16 protein-coding genes are annotated in these 15,980 nt (G+C 70.6%); 6 read left to right on the top strand and 10 right to left on the bottom strand.

The features are described 5' to 3' along the window. Positions 1–242 precede the first annotated feature (242 nt). Positions 243–1,646, top strand: coding sequence for an Rv2231c family pyridoxal phosphate-dependent protein CobC (cobC, locus tag ASC99_RS36035; RefSeq protein WP_082598918.1), 1,404 nt, complete (start codon positions 243–245; stop codon positions 1,644–1,646). Between the two features lie 87 nt (positions 1,647–1,733). Next, on the top strand, positions 1,734–2,621 hold the full coding sequence (locus tag ASC99_RS36040) for an intradiol ring-cleavage dioxygenase (protein WP_057240211.1): 888 nt from the start codon (positions 1,734–1,736) through the stop codon (positions 2,619–2,621). A gap of 221 nt (positions 2,622–2,842) precedes the next feature. Here ASC99_RS36040 and ASC99_RS36045 read toward each other — a convergent pair whose 3' ends face one another. Beyond that, positions 2,843–3,391, bottom strand: a complete 549-nt coding sequence (locus ASC99_RS36045; protein WP_057240212.1) for a hypothetical protein — start codon at positions 3,389–3,391, stop codon at positions 2,843–2,845. Between the two features lie 146 nt (positions 3,392–3,537). Between ASC99_RS36045 and ASC99_RS36050 the strand changes: the two genes are divergently transcribed. Beyond that, positions 3,538–4,476, top strand: a complete 939-nt coding sequence (locus tag ASC99_RS36050; protein WP_057240214.1) for a phosphatidylinositol-specific phospholipase C — start codon at positions 3,538–3,540, stop codon at positions 4,474–4,476. 147 nt (positions 4,477–4,623) lie between these two features. Here ASC99_RS36050 and ASC99_RS36055 read toward each other — a convergent pair whose 3' ends face one another. Then, positions 4,624–5,880, bottom strand: a complete 1,257-nt coding sequence (locus tag ASC99_RS36055) for an RNA-guided endonuclease TnpB family protein (protein ID WP_057240216.1) — start codon at positions 5,878–5,880, stop codon at positions 4,624–4,626. Positions 5,881–6,029: 149 nt separating this feature from the next. Between ASC99_RS36055 and ASC99_RS36060 the strand changes: the two genes are divergently transcribed. Next, positions 6,030–6,332, top strand: coding sequence for a hypothetical protein (locus ASC99_RS36060; RefSeq protein ID WP_057240218.1), 303 nt, complete (start codon positions 6,030–6,032; stop codon positions 6,330–6,332). Between the two features lie 31 nt (positions 6,333–6,363). Here the strand turns inward: ASC99_RS36060 and ASC99_RS36065 are convergent, their stop codons facing one another. The 6 genes from ASC99_RS36065 to ASC99_RS36090 form a co-directional block, all read right to left on the bottom strand. Further along, positions 6,364–6,753 carry a glyoxalase superfamily protein gene (locus ASC99_RS36065; RefSeq protein ID WP_057240219.1) on the bottom strand — a complete coding sequence of 130 codons (390 nt, stop codon included), beginning with the start codon at positions 6,751–6,753 and terminating at the stop codon, positions 6,364–6,366. A 34-nt stretch (positions 6,754–6,787) separates the two neighbouring features. After that, on the bottom strand, positions 6,788–7,939 hold the full coding sequence (locus tag ASC99_RS36070) for a M48 family metalloprotease (RefSeq protein ID WP_057240221.1): 1,152 nt from the start codon (positions 7,937–7,939) through the stop codon (positions 6,788–6,790). Between the two features lie 86 nt (positions 7,940–8,025). Beyond that, positions 8,026–9,048, bottom strand: coding sequence for a glutamine synthetase (glnII, locus tag ASC99_RS36075; protein ID WP_057240223.1), 1,023 nt, complete (start codon positions 9,046–9,048; stop codon positions 8,026–8,028). Between the two features lie 170 nt (positions 9,049–9,218). After that, the gene (locus tag ASC99_RS36080; protein WP_057240224.1) at positions 9,219–10,139 is read right to left on the bottom strand and encodes an SCO1860 family LAETG-anchored protein; all 921 of its coding nucleotides are present in this window, start codon (positions 10,137–10,139) and stop codon (positions 9,219–9,221) included. Positions 10,140–10,326: 187 nt separating this feature from the next. After that, on the bottom strand, positions 10,327–11,004 hold the full coding sequence (locus tag ASC99_RS36085; RefSeq protein WP_057240226.1) for a uracil-DNA glycosylase: 678 nt from the start codon (positions 11,002–11,004) through the stop codon (positions 10,327–10,329). 197 nt (positions 11,005–11,201) lie between these two features. Then, entirely contained in the window at positions 11,202–12,284 is a 1,083-nt protein-coding gene (locus ASC99_RS36090) for an amidohydrolase family protein (RefSeq protein WP_057240228.1), read from the bottom strand. A gap of 94 nt (positions 12,285–12,378) precedes the next feature. Between ASC99_RS36090 and ASC99_RS36095 the strand changes: the two genes are divergently transcribed. Next, the gene (locus ASC99_RS36095) at positions 12,379–12,669 is read left to right on the top strand and encodes a hypothetical protein (protein WP_057240230.1); all 291 of its coding nucleotides are present in this window, start codon (positions 12,379–12,381) and stop codon (positions 12,667–12,669) included. Next, positions 12,651–13,064: a PIN domain-containing protein gene (locus ASC99_RS36100; RefSeq protein ID WP_057240232.1), complete on the top strand. Its 414-nt coding sequence runs from the start codon at positions 12,651–12,653 to the stop codon at positions 13,062–13,064. The genes ASC99_RS36095 and ASC99_RS36100 overlap by 19 nt, the downstream gene beginning before the upstream one ends. Here the strand turns inward: ASC99_RS36100 and ASC99_RS36105 are convergent. Both ASC99_RS36105 and ASC99_RS36110 read right to left on the bottom strand, forming a co-directional pair. Then, positions 13,045–14,286 (bottom strand): MFS transporter, encoded by a 1,242-nt coding sequence (locus tag ASC99_RS36105; RefSeq protein WP_057240234.1) that lies wholly within the window; start codon positions 14,284–14,286, stop codon positions 13,045–13,047. The two genes, ASC99_RS36100 and ASC99_RS36105, sit on opposite strands and share 20 nt — an antisense overlap. A gap of 71 nt (positions 14,287–14,357) precedes the next feature. Then, positions 14,358–15,881, bottom strand: coding sequence for an arabinogalactan endo-1,4-beta-galactosidase (locus ASC99_RS36110; protein WP_057240402.1), 1,524 nt, complete (start codon positions 15,879–15,881; stop codon positions 14,358–14,360). Positions 15,882–15,980: the final 99 nt, after the last annotated feature.

The following is a 15,980-nucleotide window of genomic DNA, read 5'->3' on the forward strand; positions in this document are numbered from 1 at the left end:
GTCGCCCACCATCAGGGCGGCCATCGCGGCGCGGGGCACCTGTACCAGGCTGACCTGGGTCGGGGCGGCGGGGGCGGAGGTCCAGGGTGCTGATCGATCTGTCACAGGCGGATGGTCGTTCAGGTGGTGGCCGGTGTCCACCGCTTTTACGGCGCGGCGCGTCTCACACATTGCACGATTGACCAGTTCAGCGGCACCGTGGTGGGATTTCCGGAGCACCGGCCGTCGAGAGGAACCCAGCAGTGAACCGCCCCTCTCTCACGATCGGTGTCGGCGCCCGCAGCGGTGTATCCGCCGGTGAGCTGCTCGAACTGATCGACGTCGCCCTGGCTGCGCTCGGCCGGGGGCGGAGTGAGGTGGCCCGGGTGGCCACCCTGACTGCCAGGGCGGGCGAGCCTGGGGTGCTGGCCGCGGCGGCGGCGCTCGCTGTGCCGCTGATCGGCTACTCCGCCGAGGAGTTGGCGGCCGTTTCGGTGCCGAACCCGTCCGATGCCGTGCTTGCCGCCACCGGCACCGCCGGGGTGGCCGAGGCTGCTGCGCTGCTCTCGGGCGGTTCGGGCGGCCAACTGCTGGCCGCCAAGCGGAAGTCCGCGTCCGCAACGGTGGCTGTGGCCGGGCCCGGGCCAGACCTGCGGCACCACGGCGACGCCGAGGTCCGTACCGGTGGCCTGGTCGACCTGGCCGTCAACGTGCGGACCGGCACTCCGCCGGCCTGGCTCCGGGAGCACCTCGCCGGGACTCTGGCCGACCTCGCCGCCTACCCCGAGGGCAGCACCGCCCGGGCCGCCGTCGCCGCCCGGCACGGTCGGCCGGTCGAGGAGGTACTGCTCACCGCAGGGGCGGCCGAGGCTTTCGTCCTGCTGGCCCGGGTGCTGACGCCGCGTCATGCGGTGGTGGTGCACCCGCAGTTCACCGAACCGGAGGCTGCACTGCGGGATGCGGGGCACCAGGTGCACCGTGTGCTGCTCTCCCCCGCTAACGGCTTCCGGCTCATGCCCGACGCGGTGCCGGACGCCGCCGACCTGGTGGTGATCGGCAACCCGACCAACCCCACCTCCGTACTCCACCCCGACCTCGCCCAACTGGCCCGTCCGGGGCGGACCTTGGTGGTGGACGAGGCGTTCATCGACACCGTCCCCGGCGAGCGGGAGAGCCTGGCCGCCGTACGCGACCTGCCCGGTCAGGTGGTGGTACTGCGCAGCCTGACCAAGACCTGGGGCCTGGCCGGTCTGCGGATCGGCTACGTCCTCGCCCCCGCCGACCTGATCACCCGGCTCGGCGCGGCCCAGCCGCTCTGGCCGGTCTCCACCCCGGCGCTGGCCGCCGCCGAAGCGTGCAGTGCGCCCGCCGCGCTGGCCGAGGCGGAGGCTGCCACGCACACCATGGCGGCCCAACGTGCCCATCTGCTGCGGGGGTTGGCCGAGCTGCCGGGGATCACCGTGCACGGCACGCCGGCTGCCTCGTTCGTGCTGATCCACACGCCCGGCGCCGCTGTGCTGCGTACCCAGCTGCGTGACGAGGGCTTCGCCCTCCGCCGGGGCGACACCTTCCCCGGCCTCGGGCCTGACTGGCTCCGGATCGCGGTCCGGGACGAGGCCACCACCGACCGCTTCCTCGGCGTGCTCTCAGCTCTCGTCCAGAACTGATCCCGCCCTCATCCGGCACACAGGCCGCTCTCACCGGGCGTTCCTAGGCTCCCCGGCAGTTGACCCAGGAGACCGAGGAGCACAGCCATGGGACACGACCACCACGAGGGCCAACGGGTCAGCCGCCGGGCCGCGCTCGCCGGGATCAGCAGCATCGGGCTCGGCGCGCTGCTCGCCGCCTGCGGGAGCCCGAAGTCCAGCACCGCAACCACCACCACTGGTGCCACCGCCAGCATCTCGCCCAGCACGACGGAGGACCTGACCGCCCTGTTCGCGGGCGCGGGCACCTGCTCGCTCTCCCCCCAGGCCACCCAGGGCCCGTACTACTTCGACGCCGACAAGATCCGCAGCGACATCCGCGAGGACCGGGAGGGCGTCAAGCTCCGCATCGCCATCCGGGTCCAGGACAGCGAGGCCTGCGGGCCGCTGGCCAACGCCGTGGTCGAGATCTGGCACTGCGACGCGGCCGGCCTCTACTCCGGCGCCGAATCCCTCTCCTCGGGCGGCGGTGGCGGCGGCGGTCCGGGTGGCGGCGGCACTCCGCCCTCGGGCGCTCCGACCGGTGCTCCGCCGTCGGGCGGGCCCGGCGGCGGCTCGGGCGGTGGTGACGGCGGCGGGGACCTCACGCCGACGGATGACAAGCGCTACCTGCGCGGCGCCCAGGTCACCAACAGCGACGGTATCGCCCAGTTCACCACCATCTGGCCGGGCTGGTACGTCAGCCGCACCGTCCACATCCACGCGATGGTGCACATCGACAACGAACGCACCCTCACCACCCAGCTGATGATGGACGAGTCGCTCAACTCGAAGGTCTTTGCCCAGCAGCCCTACGCCAAGCACACCAACCGCGACACCTTCAACGACGGCGACAGCATCTACAAGGAGTCCATGCTCCTCAAGATCACCGAGGACGCCGACGGCTACCTCGGCGTCATCACTTTCGGCGTCGACCCCGACAAGGACGGGAAGTAGCGGCCTGTCGGGCCGTCAGAACGGCCGGGACCAGGGCCGCTTTACCGGCGGCAGCGCGCGGGCGAAGAACTCCGCCAGCTCCGCGCGCTGCCCCTCGCCAAAGGCCCCCTGCGGAATCCCCACGTCAAACGGACAGGCCGCCCGCCGTACGGCGTCAGATCTGAACCGCGTGGACGTCGTGGGCGTCCAGCGCCGCCAGGTAGGCCGTTGTCCGACGCGTACTACGACCGGCCAAGCCCGGCTGCCCATTCGGCGAGCACCGTGAAGTGCTCGGGCCGGAGCCCGTAGCGGTGGTCGACGTGCACGGTGAGGGACGGGGCCGGGTGGTGGGTGGCGATCCAGGTGGTGTCGCGTTCGGTCAGTTCGTCGTCGACCCAGGCGAAGGGGCGGCCGGCGGCCCAGGCGACCAGGTGGCGGGTCTTCCAGTGCAGGTCCTCGGGGTCGCCCTGGTGCATGGACGGCCAGTCCACGTACGGGAGTTGGGGCAGGCCGAGCAGCGGGGAGATCCAGGTGTTGGCCTCGGCGGTCCAGGTGGTGCACCAGACCAAGTCGTACGGGAGGGCGAGCAGGGCCGGGCCGTGCTCCGGGTTGAGCCAGAGCCGGAGTGGGCGGACCCGGTCGGCGGGCCGGTGCTGCCACTGCATCTGCCGGGCGATCCAGGAGGCGGGCCGGACCCGGTGGGTCAGGTAGCCCTCGGGGCGGCGGTGCGGCTTGCCGTTGTACGGGTTCAACGGGCCGTCCACGTCGAGCAGGAGCAGCGGTCGGGGCATCGGGACTCCTCGGGACGGTAGGTGAAGGCACCGTAGGCGCTCCGGCGCTCGGCCGCCTGCGGTTTTCGTCGGGGGTCTTGTGGGGCGGGCTCGGGTGGCGGGACCGTGGTGGCTGCTCACCGTCAACTCCCGTCCTGGAGGCACCGATGCACCTGTCCCGTCGCACACTCCTCGGCTCGATGGCCGCCACGCTGGCCGTCGGTTCGCTCGGCACACTCGGCACCGGCGCGGCACGAGCCGCCGTCCCGCCGGCCGGTTCGTGGATGGCGGGGCTGCCGGACGGGCGGTCGCTCTTGCGGATGACCGTTCCCGGCACGCACGACTCGTGCTGCACCGACCCGGCGAACGGGACGGAGTGGTCGCACACCCAGAACTGGGGCGTGCCGGAGCAACTGGAGCGCGGCATACGGTTCCTGGACATCCGGTGCAACGGCCTTGCGGGGGCGCCGGACTCGTTCGGGATCTATCACGGCGGGTGGTACCAGGGCACCACGTTCGACCAGGTACTGAACCAGTGCCGGAGCTTCCTGGCCGGGCACTCGGGCGAGGTGCTGCTGATGCGGGTGAAGAAGGAGAACGGAACCAACAACGACGTCGGCGCGGACTTCGCCCGGATCTTCAACGGCTATCTGGACACCAAGGGTTACCGGCCGCTGTTCTGGACCAACCCGTGGTTCCCCACCCTCGGCGAGGCACGTGGGCGGATCGTGCTGCTGACCGACTTCGCCAACGACTGGTCCGTGCTGCACTGGCCGGGCGGGGACAACGGCTTCCTGTCCAACGACGTGATCAACCTGCAGGACCGGTACACCGGCATCAGCAGCAGCACCAAGTGGTCCTCGTACGTGCAGCGGCAGTTCGACAACGCCTTCAACGACCAGAACTCGGCGAAGCTCTACATCAACTTCGCCAGCCTCGGGAACGGCGAGTGGCCGAAGTACTCCTCCCAGACCATCATGCAGAAGGCCTGGGAGTACCTGGAGGCCCGAAAGCTGCAGCGGGCCAACCTCGGTGTGGTGCCGATGGACTTCCCCGACTTCCACACCAACGCCCTGCAGCTCTTGATCGACAAGAACTTCATCTGACCGGCGCTGTCACCCTGCTGACGCCCAGTCATCACTCCTTCCGGCGAACCGGCGCGTGTCCGGCGGGGCGGCGGCGGTCCAGGGCGGGATGATTGCCGATGGTTCCGGAACTCCCTGGGAAAGAGACCTGTTGACATCCTCCCCGCGCTAAAGCACGGGGCCTCCGGCCGCGCCTGCGGCACAGGGCTTGCGCCCGGTGCGGCCGGCGTTCCGGTGGGTTCCTGTTTCGACGGGCTGTGCCTGGCGTGGGATCGCCACGCCAGGTCTTACCGGCCCTCCGCAGGCGTTTAGCCTGTCCGCCCGTCCGGCGGCCAGGATGTTCCGAGCAGCATTGAGGTCACGATCATGCAGGGTGCCGCAGGCGGTACAGGTCCACTCGCGGACCGCGAGGGGCTTGGGCCCGTCCAGGACCCCGCACGCGGAGCACACCTGCGAGGTGGGTTCGAACCGTCCGATCACGCCGACGTGCCGTCCGTACCGAGCGGCCTTCTCAGTGAGCAGGCGCCGGAAGGTGGACCACCCTGCGTCGTACACGGACTTGGCCAGCCGGGTCCGCGCGAGACCGCGCACATTCAGATCTTCCAGGTACACCGATTGGTTCTCTCGGATCAACCTGGTCGTCTGCTTGTGCAACCAGTCCATGCGGGTGTCAGCCACCTTGGCGTGCGCCTTGGCGACCTTCCTGCGGGCCTTCGCCCGGTTCTTCGACCCCTTGGCCTTACGGGACAGCTCCCGCTGCGCGGCCTTGAGCTTCTTCTCGGCCTTGCGCAGAAAGCGCGGGTTGTCGATCACCGTGCCGTCCGAGCAGACGGCGTAAGTGGTCAGGCCGAGGTCGATCCCGACCTCGGTGTCCAGCTCGGGCAGGTGGTCAAGTTCGACGTCCACGACGAAGCTCGCGTGGTACCGGCCGGACCGGTCCAGCACGATCGTCACCGACGACGGATCGGCGGGCAGCGCGCGCGACCACTTGACCCGCACGTCACCGATCTTGGCAAGATTCAGCTTGCCGTTGGACCGCAGCCGGAACCCGTTGCGGGAGAACCGAAGCGACTGCCGGTTGTCCTTCCGCGACTTGAACCGGGGCAGACCCGAGCGGTGACCGGCCCGTTTCCCGGACAGCGAGTCGAAGAAGTTCCGATACGCCGCGTCCAGATCGCGCAAAGACGACTGCAACGCGTCGACCGACACCGATCCCAGCCACGACCTGGCCTCGGTCTTCTTCGCGTCGGTGATCACCGACTTGGCCAGAGCACCCGCCGGAACCTTCGACCGGTCCACTATCCACGCCTGCTTCCGCATGGTGAGCGCATCGTTGTAAACCACCCGCACGCACCCGAACGTACGGGCCAGCGCCTGCCGCTGACCCACCGTCGGACAGATCCGAAAGGAGTACCGAAGATGCACACGATCAACCTACCGACAGGCACTGACAACCGCCCACGCGCACATGCACGGCCGTCCGCCCTGACAGCGAAACGCCGCCCCCTGACCTGCTCCGCAGGCAGTCCGTTTCCTCCCCCGGCTAAAGCCGGGGGTATCCATGGAGGTACCCGATGATTCGTAAGACCGCCGCCTCCGTCTCCGCCGTCGCACTCGCCGTGCTGGGGGCGGCGCCCGCCGTCGCCTGGGCCGCCCCTGACCCGACCGGCGCGGCGCTGGACACCACCTGCTCGGAGGTCGGCAAGCTCGGCGCCCAGCAGGCCTTCGCGATGACCGCGATGGCGGCCCAGCCGCTCCCGGTGGCGGGGCTAGTCCAGCAGTGCACCGACAGCGCCCTCTCGGTGGAGGGCGACGCCGAGCTGGCCCACTCCCTCGGCGGGGCCCCGTCGCTGGCGGGCAGCGGTCCGCTGCTCTGAGTCTGGCGCCGAGCGGCCGGCTGACGCTCGGTCAGCCGGCCTGCGCGGACGCGTCCCGGACGGGGAGCTGCTGGACCGCCCAGCCGTTGCCGTCCGGATCGGCGAAGAAGACGAAGGAGCCCCACGGGAACTCCTGCACCTCGCTCACCGCCACACCCCGCGCGGAGAGCTCCGCGCGGGCGGCGTGGATGTCGGCGACCACCAGCTGCAGCCCCTGGGCCGAGCCCGGCGGGGTGTCCAGCAGCCCCTTCCCCAGGGCGATCGAGCAGGCCGAGCCCGGCGGCGTCAGCTGGACGAAGCGGATCGTGTCGCTGACCGTGTGGTCGTGGTCGGCGTGGAAGCCGACCTGATCGGTGTAGAACGCCTTGGCCCGGTCCACATCCGTGACCGGGACCGCCACCAGTTCGAGTTTCCAGTCCATACCGGCGACGCTACCGAACACCGGCCCCGCCCCCTCAGCCCGACACGCGCGGTCCCGGAGTGCCCGCCGCCCAGGCCCGGGCGGCGGCGATCCGCGAGGTGGCGCTCGGGTGGGTGGCGAAGAGCAGGTGGAGCAGCCGGGGCGGGTCCACGTCGGCGATGTTGGTGACCGCCAGGCGGCGTTGCATCGCGATGAACTGCTCGGGGTCCGAGGTGAGTTCGAGGGCATGGCGGTCGGCCCTGGCCTCAATCCGGCGGCTCGCGGCGCACTGGAACGGCCCGGCCAGCGTGCCGAGCACGGCGGCGCAGGCCGCGAACAGGAAGAGCGAGCGCGGGTCGGCGGCCGAGGAGGCGTCGGCGGCGGAGAGCAGCAGCTGCCAGGAGGTGAGCAGCCCGAGCAGGACCACCGCGACGGCTGCGCCGAGCGAGCCGAGCAGGGTGCCGGTGAGGACGTCCCGGTGCTTGACGTGGCCGAGTTCGTGGGCGACCACGAGTTCGACCTCGCGCGAGTCGGCGGTGGAGAGCAGGGTGTCGTACGCGACGATCCGGCGGGTCGCGCCGAGGCCGGAGACGTAGGCGTTCAGTGCGGTGGTCCGGCGGGAGGCGTCGGCGACCAGCACCTCGCGGACCCGGATCGCGTCCCGGTCCGCCAAGTCCAGCAGCGCGGTGCGCAGTTCACCCTCGGGCAGCGGGGTGAAGCGGTTGAAGAGCGGCTCGACCAGCAGCGGGAAGAGGAACGAGAGCAGCGGCACCAGCAGGGCGGCGAGCAGCGCGGCGGGCAACCACCAACCGTCCGGCGACCGGTCGGTCAGCGCGTACAGCCCGTACCCGACCGGCAGGGCCAGCAGCAGGCCGAGGGCCAGCCCGCGCAGCAGGTCCACCGCCCAGCCGGACCAGCCCTGGGTGATCAGCCCGTACTCCCGGCGGATCACCCGCAGCCGGGCCGCGAACGGGAGTTGGACCAGTTCGCCGAGCAGCAGCAGGAGCGCCACCCCGGCCAGCACCTGTGCCGTCCGGGAGCCACCGAACAGGCCGCCGGCCCAGCTGACCAGCCCGGCTCCGGCCGGGGTGAGACCGAGCAGCAGGGGCAACAGCAGTCCGGCGGCGCGGGCGCCGAGCGCCCAGGGCAGTTGGGCCCGGCGCAGCGCCCGGCCCCGGGCCACCTGCTCGGGGGTGAAGTCGTCCATGGGAGTCAAGGGTGGCAGAACGACGGCGGCCCGCCTTCCCCCGAAGGGGTGGACGGGCCGCGCGAGGTGACTGGTGTTCAGCCCGATCAGACCTGGCCGGCCTTCTCGAGGGCGGAGCAGCAGGTGTTGACGATCAGGCGGGTGACCACGTACGGGTCGACGTTCGCGTTCGGGCGACGGTCCTCGATGTAGCCCTTGCGGTCGACCTCGACCTGCCACGGGATGCGGACCGAGGCGCCACGGTCGGACGCGCCGTAGGAGTAGACGTTCCACGGGGCGGTCTCGTGCTTGCCGGTCAGGCGGGACTGGATGTCGTCACCGTACTGGTTGACGTGCTCCAGGACCTTCTCCTGCGAGGCACCGAGCGACTCGCAGGCGGTGATGATGGCGTCGTAGCCCTCACGCATCGCCTTGGTGGAGAAGTTGGTGTGCGCGCCCGCGCCGTTCCAGTCGCCGCGCACCGGCTTGGCGTCCAGGGTGGCGTCGATGCCGAACTCCTCGGCGGTGCGGTAGAGCAGGTAGCGGGCGATCCACAGGTCGTCCGAGACGGTCAGCGCGTCGACCGGGCCGATCTGGAACTCCCACTGGCCGGGCATGACCTCGGCGTTGATGCCGCAGATCGCCAGACCGGCGTCCATGCAGCGGTCGAGGTGCAGCTCGACGATCTCGCGGCCGAAGACCTCCTCGGCGCCGATGCCGCAGTAGTAGCCACCCTGCGGGGCCGGGTAGCCGCCCTCCGGGAAGCCGAGCGGGCGGGAGCCCTTGAAGAAGGTGTACTCCTGCTCGATGCCGAAGATCGCCTCCTGCGAGGTGAACTGCTCGGCGATCGGGCGCAGCAGCGCGCGAGTGTTGGACTCGTGCGGGGTGCCGTCCGTCTCGAGGACCTCGCAGAGGACCAGGATGTTGTCGCCGCCGCGGATCGGGTCCTTCACGACCTTGACCGGGTCGAGCACACGGTCCGAGGCGTGACCCTCGGCCTGGTTGGTCGACGAGCCGTCGAAGCCCCAGGTGGGGATCTTGTCCGCGTTGGCCAGCACCCGAGTCTTGGAACGGAGCTTGGCGGTCGGCTTGGTGCCGTCGATCCAGATGTACTCGGCCTTGATTGCCATTGCGGTGAACCTCACTGCTTGGGTGGTGGGTGCCCGCGTAGCGTCGCAAGTCGCCGTTTCCCCGTTGTTCCTCCTATGTAACGCCCATGTGAACCAACCGTCCGCAGCGGCACGAGTACGGTCGGGAAGTGTCATGTCCGGATGGTGGACAGTTGATTCCCACCCCTTGGTCAGTGCTTCCGTGCGTGTCCGCGACGGCGCCGGGTCATCCGCAGTGCCACCGCGCCGACCGCCAGCAGGGTGCCCGAAGCGGCCAGGACGGTGCCGGTCCCACTGCTTCCGGTGGCGGCCAGCGCCCGGCCGCCCTCCGGACTCTCGCTCACCACCGCCGGGACGGCCCGGTTGGCCCGGGTCGGGGTGCCGGCGGCGCTCGGGCTGGGGGCCGGGACGGGCTTCTCGCAGCTGACCGAGGCCACCGTGATCTTCCCGGTGACCTTGGCGACGTTCAGCTTCAGCGGATTGACGTCCACTGTGACCTCCAGTGCAGAGGCGGCCGCCGTACCGGAGGTGGTGCTCCGCCGGGAGAACTGGACGTCCACCATGCCGACCCCGGGGACCTCCACATGGGTCGGCCCGTTCAGCCCGAGCGTGACGGGCTTGCCGAGCACGGTGATCCGGGCGGGCGAGTTCACCTTGGCGGTGGGCGGCCCGTCCACCGGGCAGGTGACCTCGGCGCTCAGCGCCTCCAGTTCGAGCAGGGCCGCTCCCAGCAGGCCGGGAGCCCGGACGTCGGCATCCAGCAGCTCGACCTTGGCCGCGGAGCCGGTGGCGTCCGCCTTGGTGGTGGACTTGCCGACCTCCGCCCTGACCAGGGTGACCGGCCGGCCCTGGTCCACTCCGTCCACCTTGGCGGTCAGCACCGAGCCGTCCCGGCTGGCCGGGGACTCCACCTTGTTCAACGAGATCCGGACCGGGACGGCGGCGGTACCGGCCAACAGGGCGACGTTCAGGTCGAGTTCGGCCGTGACGGCGGCAGCACGGCCGGGCGAGGCGATGGCCGGGTCGGCAGCCTGGGCAGTGCCCGGTAGGACCAGCACGGCGATCAGGGCGGTGGCGGCCGAGGCACGGAGAACGGAGTGGCGCACGGGCATGACGGAGGAACCCCCAGGGAGGAAGAGTTGGCAGAGCCGGCCACGGACGCTCCTCGGCGCAGGCACGGGGAGGGGGCGGTGCTCTCGACTGCCGTCAGTCTCTTCGAACAATCCGTCACATGAGTAACACTGAGCGTCAGTTCACTCTTTCGGGTTGAGTTGACGCTCAGTGCTGACGGAACCGGGGTTACGGCAGGCGCCAGTCCACCGGCTGGGCACCCTGGCCGACCAGCATCTGGTTGGCCCGGCTGAACGGGCGGGAGCCGAAGAAGCCGCCACTCGCCGACATCGGGCTCGGGTGCGCCGATTCGACGGCCGGCACCTCGCCGAGCAGGGGGCGCAGGTTACGGGCGTCGCGCCCCCAGAGGATCGCGACCAGCGGCCCGCCCCGCTCCACCAGGGCCCGGATCGCCTGCTCGGTGACCTCTTCCCAGCCCTTGCCCCGGTGCGCGGCCGGCTTGCCGGGAGCGGTGGTCAACGCCCGGTTGAGCAGCAGTACGCCCTGCTCGGTCCAGGGCGTGAGGTCACCATTGCTGGGCGGCGGGAAGCTGAGGTCCCGGCCGTACTCCTGGAAGATGTTGATCAGGCTGCCCGGGATCGGGCGTACCTCGGGCGCCACCGAGAAGCTCAGGCCGACGGCGTGGCCCGGCGTCGGGTAGGGGTCCTGACCCACGATCAGCACCCGGACCTGGTCGAAGGGCTGCTGGAACGCCCGCAGCACGTTCGGGCCGGACGGCAGGTAGGTGCGGCCCGCAGCCAGCTCCCCGCGCAGGAAGTCACCCATCGCGGCGACCCGTCCGGCCACCGGCTCCAGGGCCTTGGCCCAGCCGGGCTCGACAATCTCGTTCAACGGACGTGCAGCCATACGGGCCAGCCTAACGGGCACGGGGCTCGGCCATTTACGGTCCAGGGGCTCGGGGCTCTGCTCATCGGCGGCTCCGCCGCGGGGCGAGGAGGTCTGGCGCCGGGGTCACGTACGAAAGTGCCTGACCATTCACGTGCGGATCACCTTTTTCGAGGTTGGCGTCGCAGTTCCCCGAGCCCCTGGTGGCTGACGTCCGTCTACAGGACCCGGCCGCGGAGGACGATGAGCTGGGGGTCGGCCAGGACGCGGATGTCCGCGCGGGGGTCGGCGGCGTAGACGACCAGGTCGGCCGGGGCGCCCTCGGTGAGGCCCGGGCGGCCGAGCCACTTGCGGGCGGTCCAGGTGGCGGCGCCCAGGGCGGAGAGGGGTGAGAGCCCGGCCTTGACCAGTTCGGCCACCTCCTCGGCGACCAGCCCGTGGGCGAGCGAGCCGCCCGCGTCGGTGCCGACGTAGATGGGCACGCCCGCGTCGTGGGCGGCGCCGACCGTGTCGTAGCGCCGCTCGTGCAGCCGCCGCATGTGCGCCGACCAGGCCGGGAAGCGCTGGTCGCCGCCGGCCGCCAGCTTCGGGAAGGTCGCGATGTTGACCAGTGTCGGCACGATCGCGACCCCGCGCTCGGCGAACTGCGGGATCAACTCCTCGGTCAGGCCGGTCGCGTGCTCCACACAGTCGATCCCGGCGGCCAGCAGGTCGGGCAGCGACTCTGCGGCGAAGCAGTGCGCGGTGACCCGGGCCCCCTCCTGGTGTGCGGCCGCGATCGCCTCCCGCAGGGCGTCGCCGGGCCAGCAGGCGGCCAGGTCGCCGCGCTCCCGGTCGATCCAGTCGCCGACCAGCTTGACCCAGCCGTCGCCGCGCCGGGCCTCGGCCCGGACGTACGCGGGCAGGTCGCCGGGCTCGATCTCGTGCGCGTAGTTGCGGATGTAGCGCCTGGTGCGGGCGATGTGACGCCCCGCCCGGATGATCCGGGGCAGGTCCTCGCGGGCGTCCACCCAGCGGGTGTCGGCGGCCGAACCGGCGTCCCGGATCAGCAGGGTGCCCGCGTCCCGGTCGGTGATCGCCTGCTTCTCGCTGGTCGCGGCGTCCACCGCCCCGTGCGCGTCCAGGCCGACGTGGCAGTGGGCGTCGACCAGCCCGGGCACCGCCCAGCCGTGCACCGTACGGGTCTCGCCTGCGGGCCGCTCGTACGTCACCCGGCCGTCCAGCACCCAGAGTTCGTCCCGGACGTCGTCCGGCCCGACCAGCACCCGACCCTTGACGTGCAGCACCGCAGCATCGCTCATGCCTGGCACTCTACCGAGGCCCTAGGACTCCCTGATCGGGTGATTCTCAAGGCACCCGACGTTCGATTGGCAATCTGATTGCTAAACTTCTGTCATGGCAGACAATGACGCTGTTCCCGGCATCGGCGAAGGCTCCGCCAAGGTCGTGAGCATCTCCATTCCGGAAGGCACACTGCTCGCGCTCCGGGAGGCGGCCGGCACCCGTGGACTGTCGGCCTTCATCGCGACCGCGATGGAGAAGCGACTGCGAGATCTCGCGACCATCGAGTACCTCGACCAGATCGAGGCCGAGCACGGGCCGAGCACGCCTGAGGAGATAAAAGAGGTCGCCGACATCTGGGCTGCCGCCGAGCAGAAGGAGGCTCAGTGGCGCGCGGCCGGGTGACCGACAGCGGCACGCTCGTGTTGGACAGCCAGGGCTTGTCCAAGTACATCGACGGCGACCCGTATGTCGGCCGCCTCGCCCGCGGTGCGGTAGAGCGCGGCTCGGCGCGGGTCGTGAGCGGAGCGACCCTCATCGAGGTCCAGCACAGAGGCATCAAGCGAGCCCATTGGAACTTCGTCCTCTCTCAGCTCCAGGTTGAGCCGCTGCACGTCGAGTGGGCCAGGGAGGCAGCCACCCTGCTCCAGGACGTCGGCCTGCACGGCCACAAGTACGCCATCGACGCGATGGTCGCCGTCACCGCACTGCACCAGCCCGGCCCGGTGGTCATGTTGACCTCCGACGTGGACGACATGGCGAAGCTCTGCGGTGATCGGGTCACTCTGATCGCACTGTGAGCACCTGCTCCACCCGGGGCGCGCGGGGCTGGAGCAGCGGCAGCACCGCCAGCGCGCTGAGCCCGTAACAGAGCGCCACCGCACCGAACAGCAGGCGCGGGTCGTGGTCGTAGAGGACGGCGGCGAGGTAGCCGGAGGGTATCGCCACCAGGGCTGTCAAGGTCTGGATGGCGGAGGAGAGTTCGGCCCGGTCCAGCGCGGGGATCGCGCTGACCACCAGGGCGTCCCGGTAGGACTCGAGGAGGAACGGCCCGGCGGCGGTCAGCACGGTGCTGAGCAGCAGGACGGCCAGGCCGCCCCGGGGCACGCCCAGGAAGGCGAGCCAGCCGGCTGTGCTGAGCAGCAGGCCGGTCATGATGGAGCGGGCCAGTGGGCGGTGCTGCCAGCGGGGCATCGGGCCGAGGTAGCAGGTGAAGGCGGTGACGGCGGCCACCGCCGGGAGGGCGGCGATCGCGGCCGTGCCGTAGTGCAGGTTGTCGGCGAGGTGGACGACCTGGAACAGGTTGATCTGGACGGCCAGGTTGGTGAGCAGGCAGAGCACCACCACCGGCCACAACTGCCGGGAGCGGCACGCCAGTCCGAGCATCCGCAGGCCCCGGGCGACCCCGCCGAGCAGTGAGCCGCGCGGGGCGGCGGCGGACTGGTGTCCGGCGGCGGTCTCGGTGGTGAGGTGGTTCCGGATCAGGAACAGCGCGGTCATGCTGACGCCGCCGAGCAGGTAGACCCAGCGCAGGGTCGGCAGGGTCCCGTACCGGGCCATCGCGATGCCCGCCAGCGGAGTGAGCAGCCCGGCGGCCATCACCACGAGTTTGATGGCGGCGAAGATCCGGGGGCGCTGCCGCTCGGTGGCGTCCTCGGTGACCAGCAGGAAGAACGAGAGGTTCACCACCCGGCTGAGCGAACTGCAGAGCGCGGCCAGCAGGAACAGCCAGAAGCTGTCGGCGAAGGCCCAGATGAACATCGGGACCGACCAGGAGAGCAGGTCGAAGATCAGCGTGGTGCGCTTGCGTCCGAACCGGTTGGTGATCGTGCCCGCCAACAGCTGGGCGCAGCAGGCGAGATAGAGCCCGGCCGAGGCGATCAGACCGATCTCCAGCGTGCTCAGCCCCGCGGTCTTCTGATAGAGCGTCGCGTAGTAGATCGAGATGGTGCCGGGGACAGCCCAGAGCGGCTCCCAGAGGATGGAGTGCCGGGCGTTCGGAGGGAGATCGGCGATCAGCATCGGTGCTCCGGCCATGAAAAGGGCGCGCCCTCACCCATGGGGGGAGGTGAGGGCGCGCCGGGGAAGGATGGTCAGCGGTGCTTGAACCAACTGGCGGCGCTGGTGACCTTGTTGCTGTAGTCGAACAGCGCCTGGTTCTCCCAGGCGTTCTTGGAGCTCGCGTCGGCCGGGTCCCAGCCGTTGCCCGTGACGGCGGTCCAGGCCGGCTCCCAGTAGAAGACGCCCAGGCCACGGCCGTTCGGCACGGCCTCGACCACGTTCAGCACGTCGCGCAGGGCGGCGGACTGGCCGGCCTGGGTCGCGGGGTAGCCGCTCTGGACGTCGGCCGAGGTGAAGTTGTTCTCCAGCCCGTCCTTGTCCGCCGTGGTGAAGGCGTAGGCGGTCTCGGCGACGAAGACCTGCTTGCCGTAGCGGGCGGCCGCGTCGTCCAGGGTGGCCTGGAGGTCGTTCAGCGGGCCGTGCCAGTAGCTGTAGTAGGAGAGCCCGATCAGGTCGAAGGACACCCCGTTGGCCACCGCGTTGTCGAAGAAGGTCCGGGTGCCCGCCAGGTCACCGCCCTTGGCCAGGTGCAGCGCGACCTTGGTCGAACTGCTCACCGCCTTGGCCGCGTTGGCGCCCTGCTTGAGGAACCCGGCCAGGTTGGACCAGTTCGAGGTGGAGCCGGTGGGGAGCAGCATCCCGTCGTTGATCTCGTTGCCGATCTGCACCATGTCCGCCGTGGTGCCCTGCGCCTTGAGGGCGTTGAGCACGTCGTAGGTGTGGTTGTAGACGGCGGTGTTGAGCTGGGCCACGGTGTAGGCCGACCAGGCGGCGGGCTTGTCCTGCTGGCCCGGGTGGGCCCAGTGGTCGGAGTAGTGGAAGTCGACCAGCACGCCCATGCCCAGCGCCTTGGCCCGCTTGGCCATGGCCAGCACCTGGGTCTTGGTGTTGTAGCCGTCGGCCGGGTTGACCCAGACCTTGAGGCGGACGTAGTTCATCCCGTTGGAGTTCAGGATGGTCATCGCGTCGCCGGTGGTGCCGCTCGCGTATTGGTAGACGCCGCCCTTGTCCTCGCTCTTCTTCAGCGAGGAGAGGTCACCGCCCTTGGCCGCGACGGCAGTGCTGCCCGAGGTGAAGGTGAGGTCGTCGACGTTCAGCCAGTTCCCGGCGTTGGCATCGGAGTTGATGCTGATGGTGCACTGGCCGCCGGTGACGGCGATCGAGGTGACCAGGCGGATCCAGCCGCCGTTGGGGGTGGGCGGCAGGTCGGTGCGCTGCTCGGTGGAGCCGCAGTTGCGCAGCGCGAGGTAGGCGGAGTTCTGCCCACCGCTGGAGCGGACCCAGGCGGTGAGCGTGTAGTTCCCGTTGGTCAGCCCGGAGAGGTACTGGTACGTCTCGACCTTGTAGGCGGCGGCGTTCCAGTGGGTGAGCCGGTACGAACCGGCGTGGCCGCCCGCCTCGGTGTACGAGGCGGCGTTCTGCCCGGCGGCGGAGTAGGTCGACCAGCCGGTGGGGGTGGCGGTGGCCGAACCGTTCGACTCGAAGCCGGGGTTGGTGATCGTGGTGGCGGCCTCGGCGCTCGTGGTGGGGAGCGCGATGACGGCCGCGGAGAGCATGAGTGTGGCTGCGCCGCTGCTCAGCAGGCGCTTGATTCCCTGGTGCATCGTCATCCTTGGCGATGAGGTGGGGTGGGGGAGGTACTGCCACGAGGGTGC

This window comes from Kitasatospora sp. Root107, from assembly GCF_001424875.1.
Lineage (GTDB): Bacteria > Actinomycetota > Actinomycetes > Streptomycetales > Streptomycetaceae > Kitasatospora.

Coding starts and splice junctions, on each gene's coding strand:
- glnII (WP_057240223.1), bottom strand. CDS start 9,048: ATGGCAATCAAGGCCGAGTACATCTGGATCGACGGCACCAAGCCGACC.
- ASC99_RS36040 (WP_057240211.1), top strand. CDS start 1,734: ATGGGACACGACCACCACGAGGGCCAACGGGTCAGCCGCCGGGCCGCG.
- ASC99_RS36060 (WP_057240218.1), top strand. CDS start 6,030: ATGATTCGTAAGACCGCCGCCTCCGTCTCCGCCGTCGCACTCGCCGTG.
- ASC99_RS36080 (WP_057240224.1), bottom strand. CDS start 10,139: ATGCCCGTGCGCCACTCCGTTCTCCGTGCCTCGGCCGCCACCGCCCTG.
- ASC99_RS36105 (WP_057240234.1), bottom strand. CDS start 14,286: ATGCTGATCGCCGATCTCCCTCCGAACGCCCGGCACTCCATCCTCTGG.
- ASC99_RS36065 (WP_057240219.1), bottom strand. CDS start 6,753: ATGGACTGGAAACTCGAACTGGTGGCGGTCCCGGTCACGGATGTGGAC.
- ASC99_RS36085 (WP_057240226.1), bottom strand. CDS start 11,004: ATGGCTGCACGTCCGTTGAACGAGATTGTCGAGCCCGGCTGGGCCAAG.
- ASC99_RS36110 (WP_057240402.1), bottom strand. CDS start 15,881: ATGCTCTCCGCGGCCGTCATCGCGCTCCCCACCACGAGCGCCGAGGCC.
- ASC99_RS36050 (WP_057240214.1), top strand. CDS start 3,538: ATGCACCTGTCCCGTCGCACACTCCTCGGCTCGATGGCCGCCACGCTG.
- ASC99_RS36045 (WP_057240212.1), bottom strand. CDS start 3,391: ATGCCCCGACCGCTGCTCCTGCTCGACGTGGACGGCCCGTTGAACCCG.
- ASC99_RS36095 (WP_057240230.1), top strand. CDS start 12,379: ATGGCAGACAATGACGCTGTTCCCGGCATCGGCGAAGGCTCCGCCAAG.
- ASC99_RS36090 (WP_057240228.1), bottom strand. CDS start 12,284: ATGAGCGATGCTGCGGTGCTGCACGTCAAGGGTCGGGTGCTGGTCGGG.
- ASC99_RS36070 (WP_057240221.1), bottom strand. CDS start 7,939: ATGGACGACTTCACCCCCGAGCAGGTGGCCCGGGGCCGGGCGCTGCGC.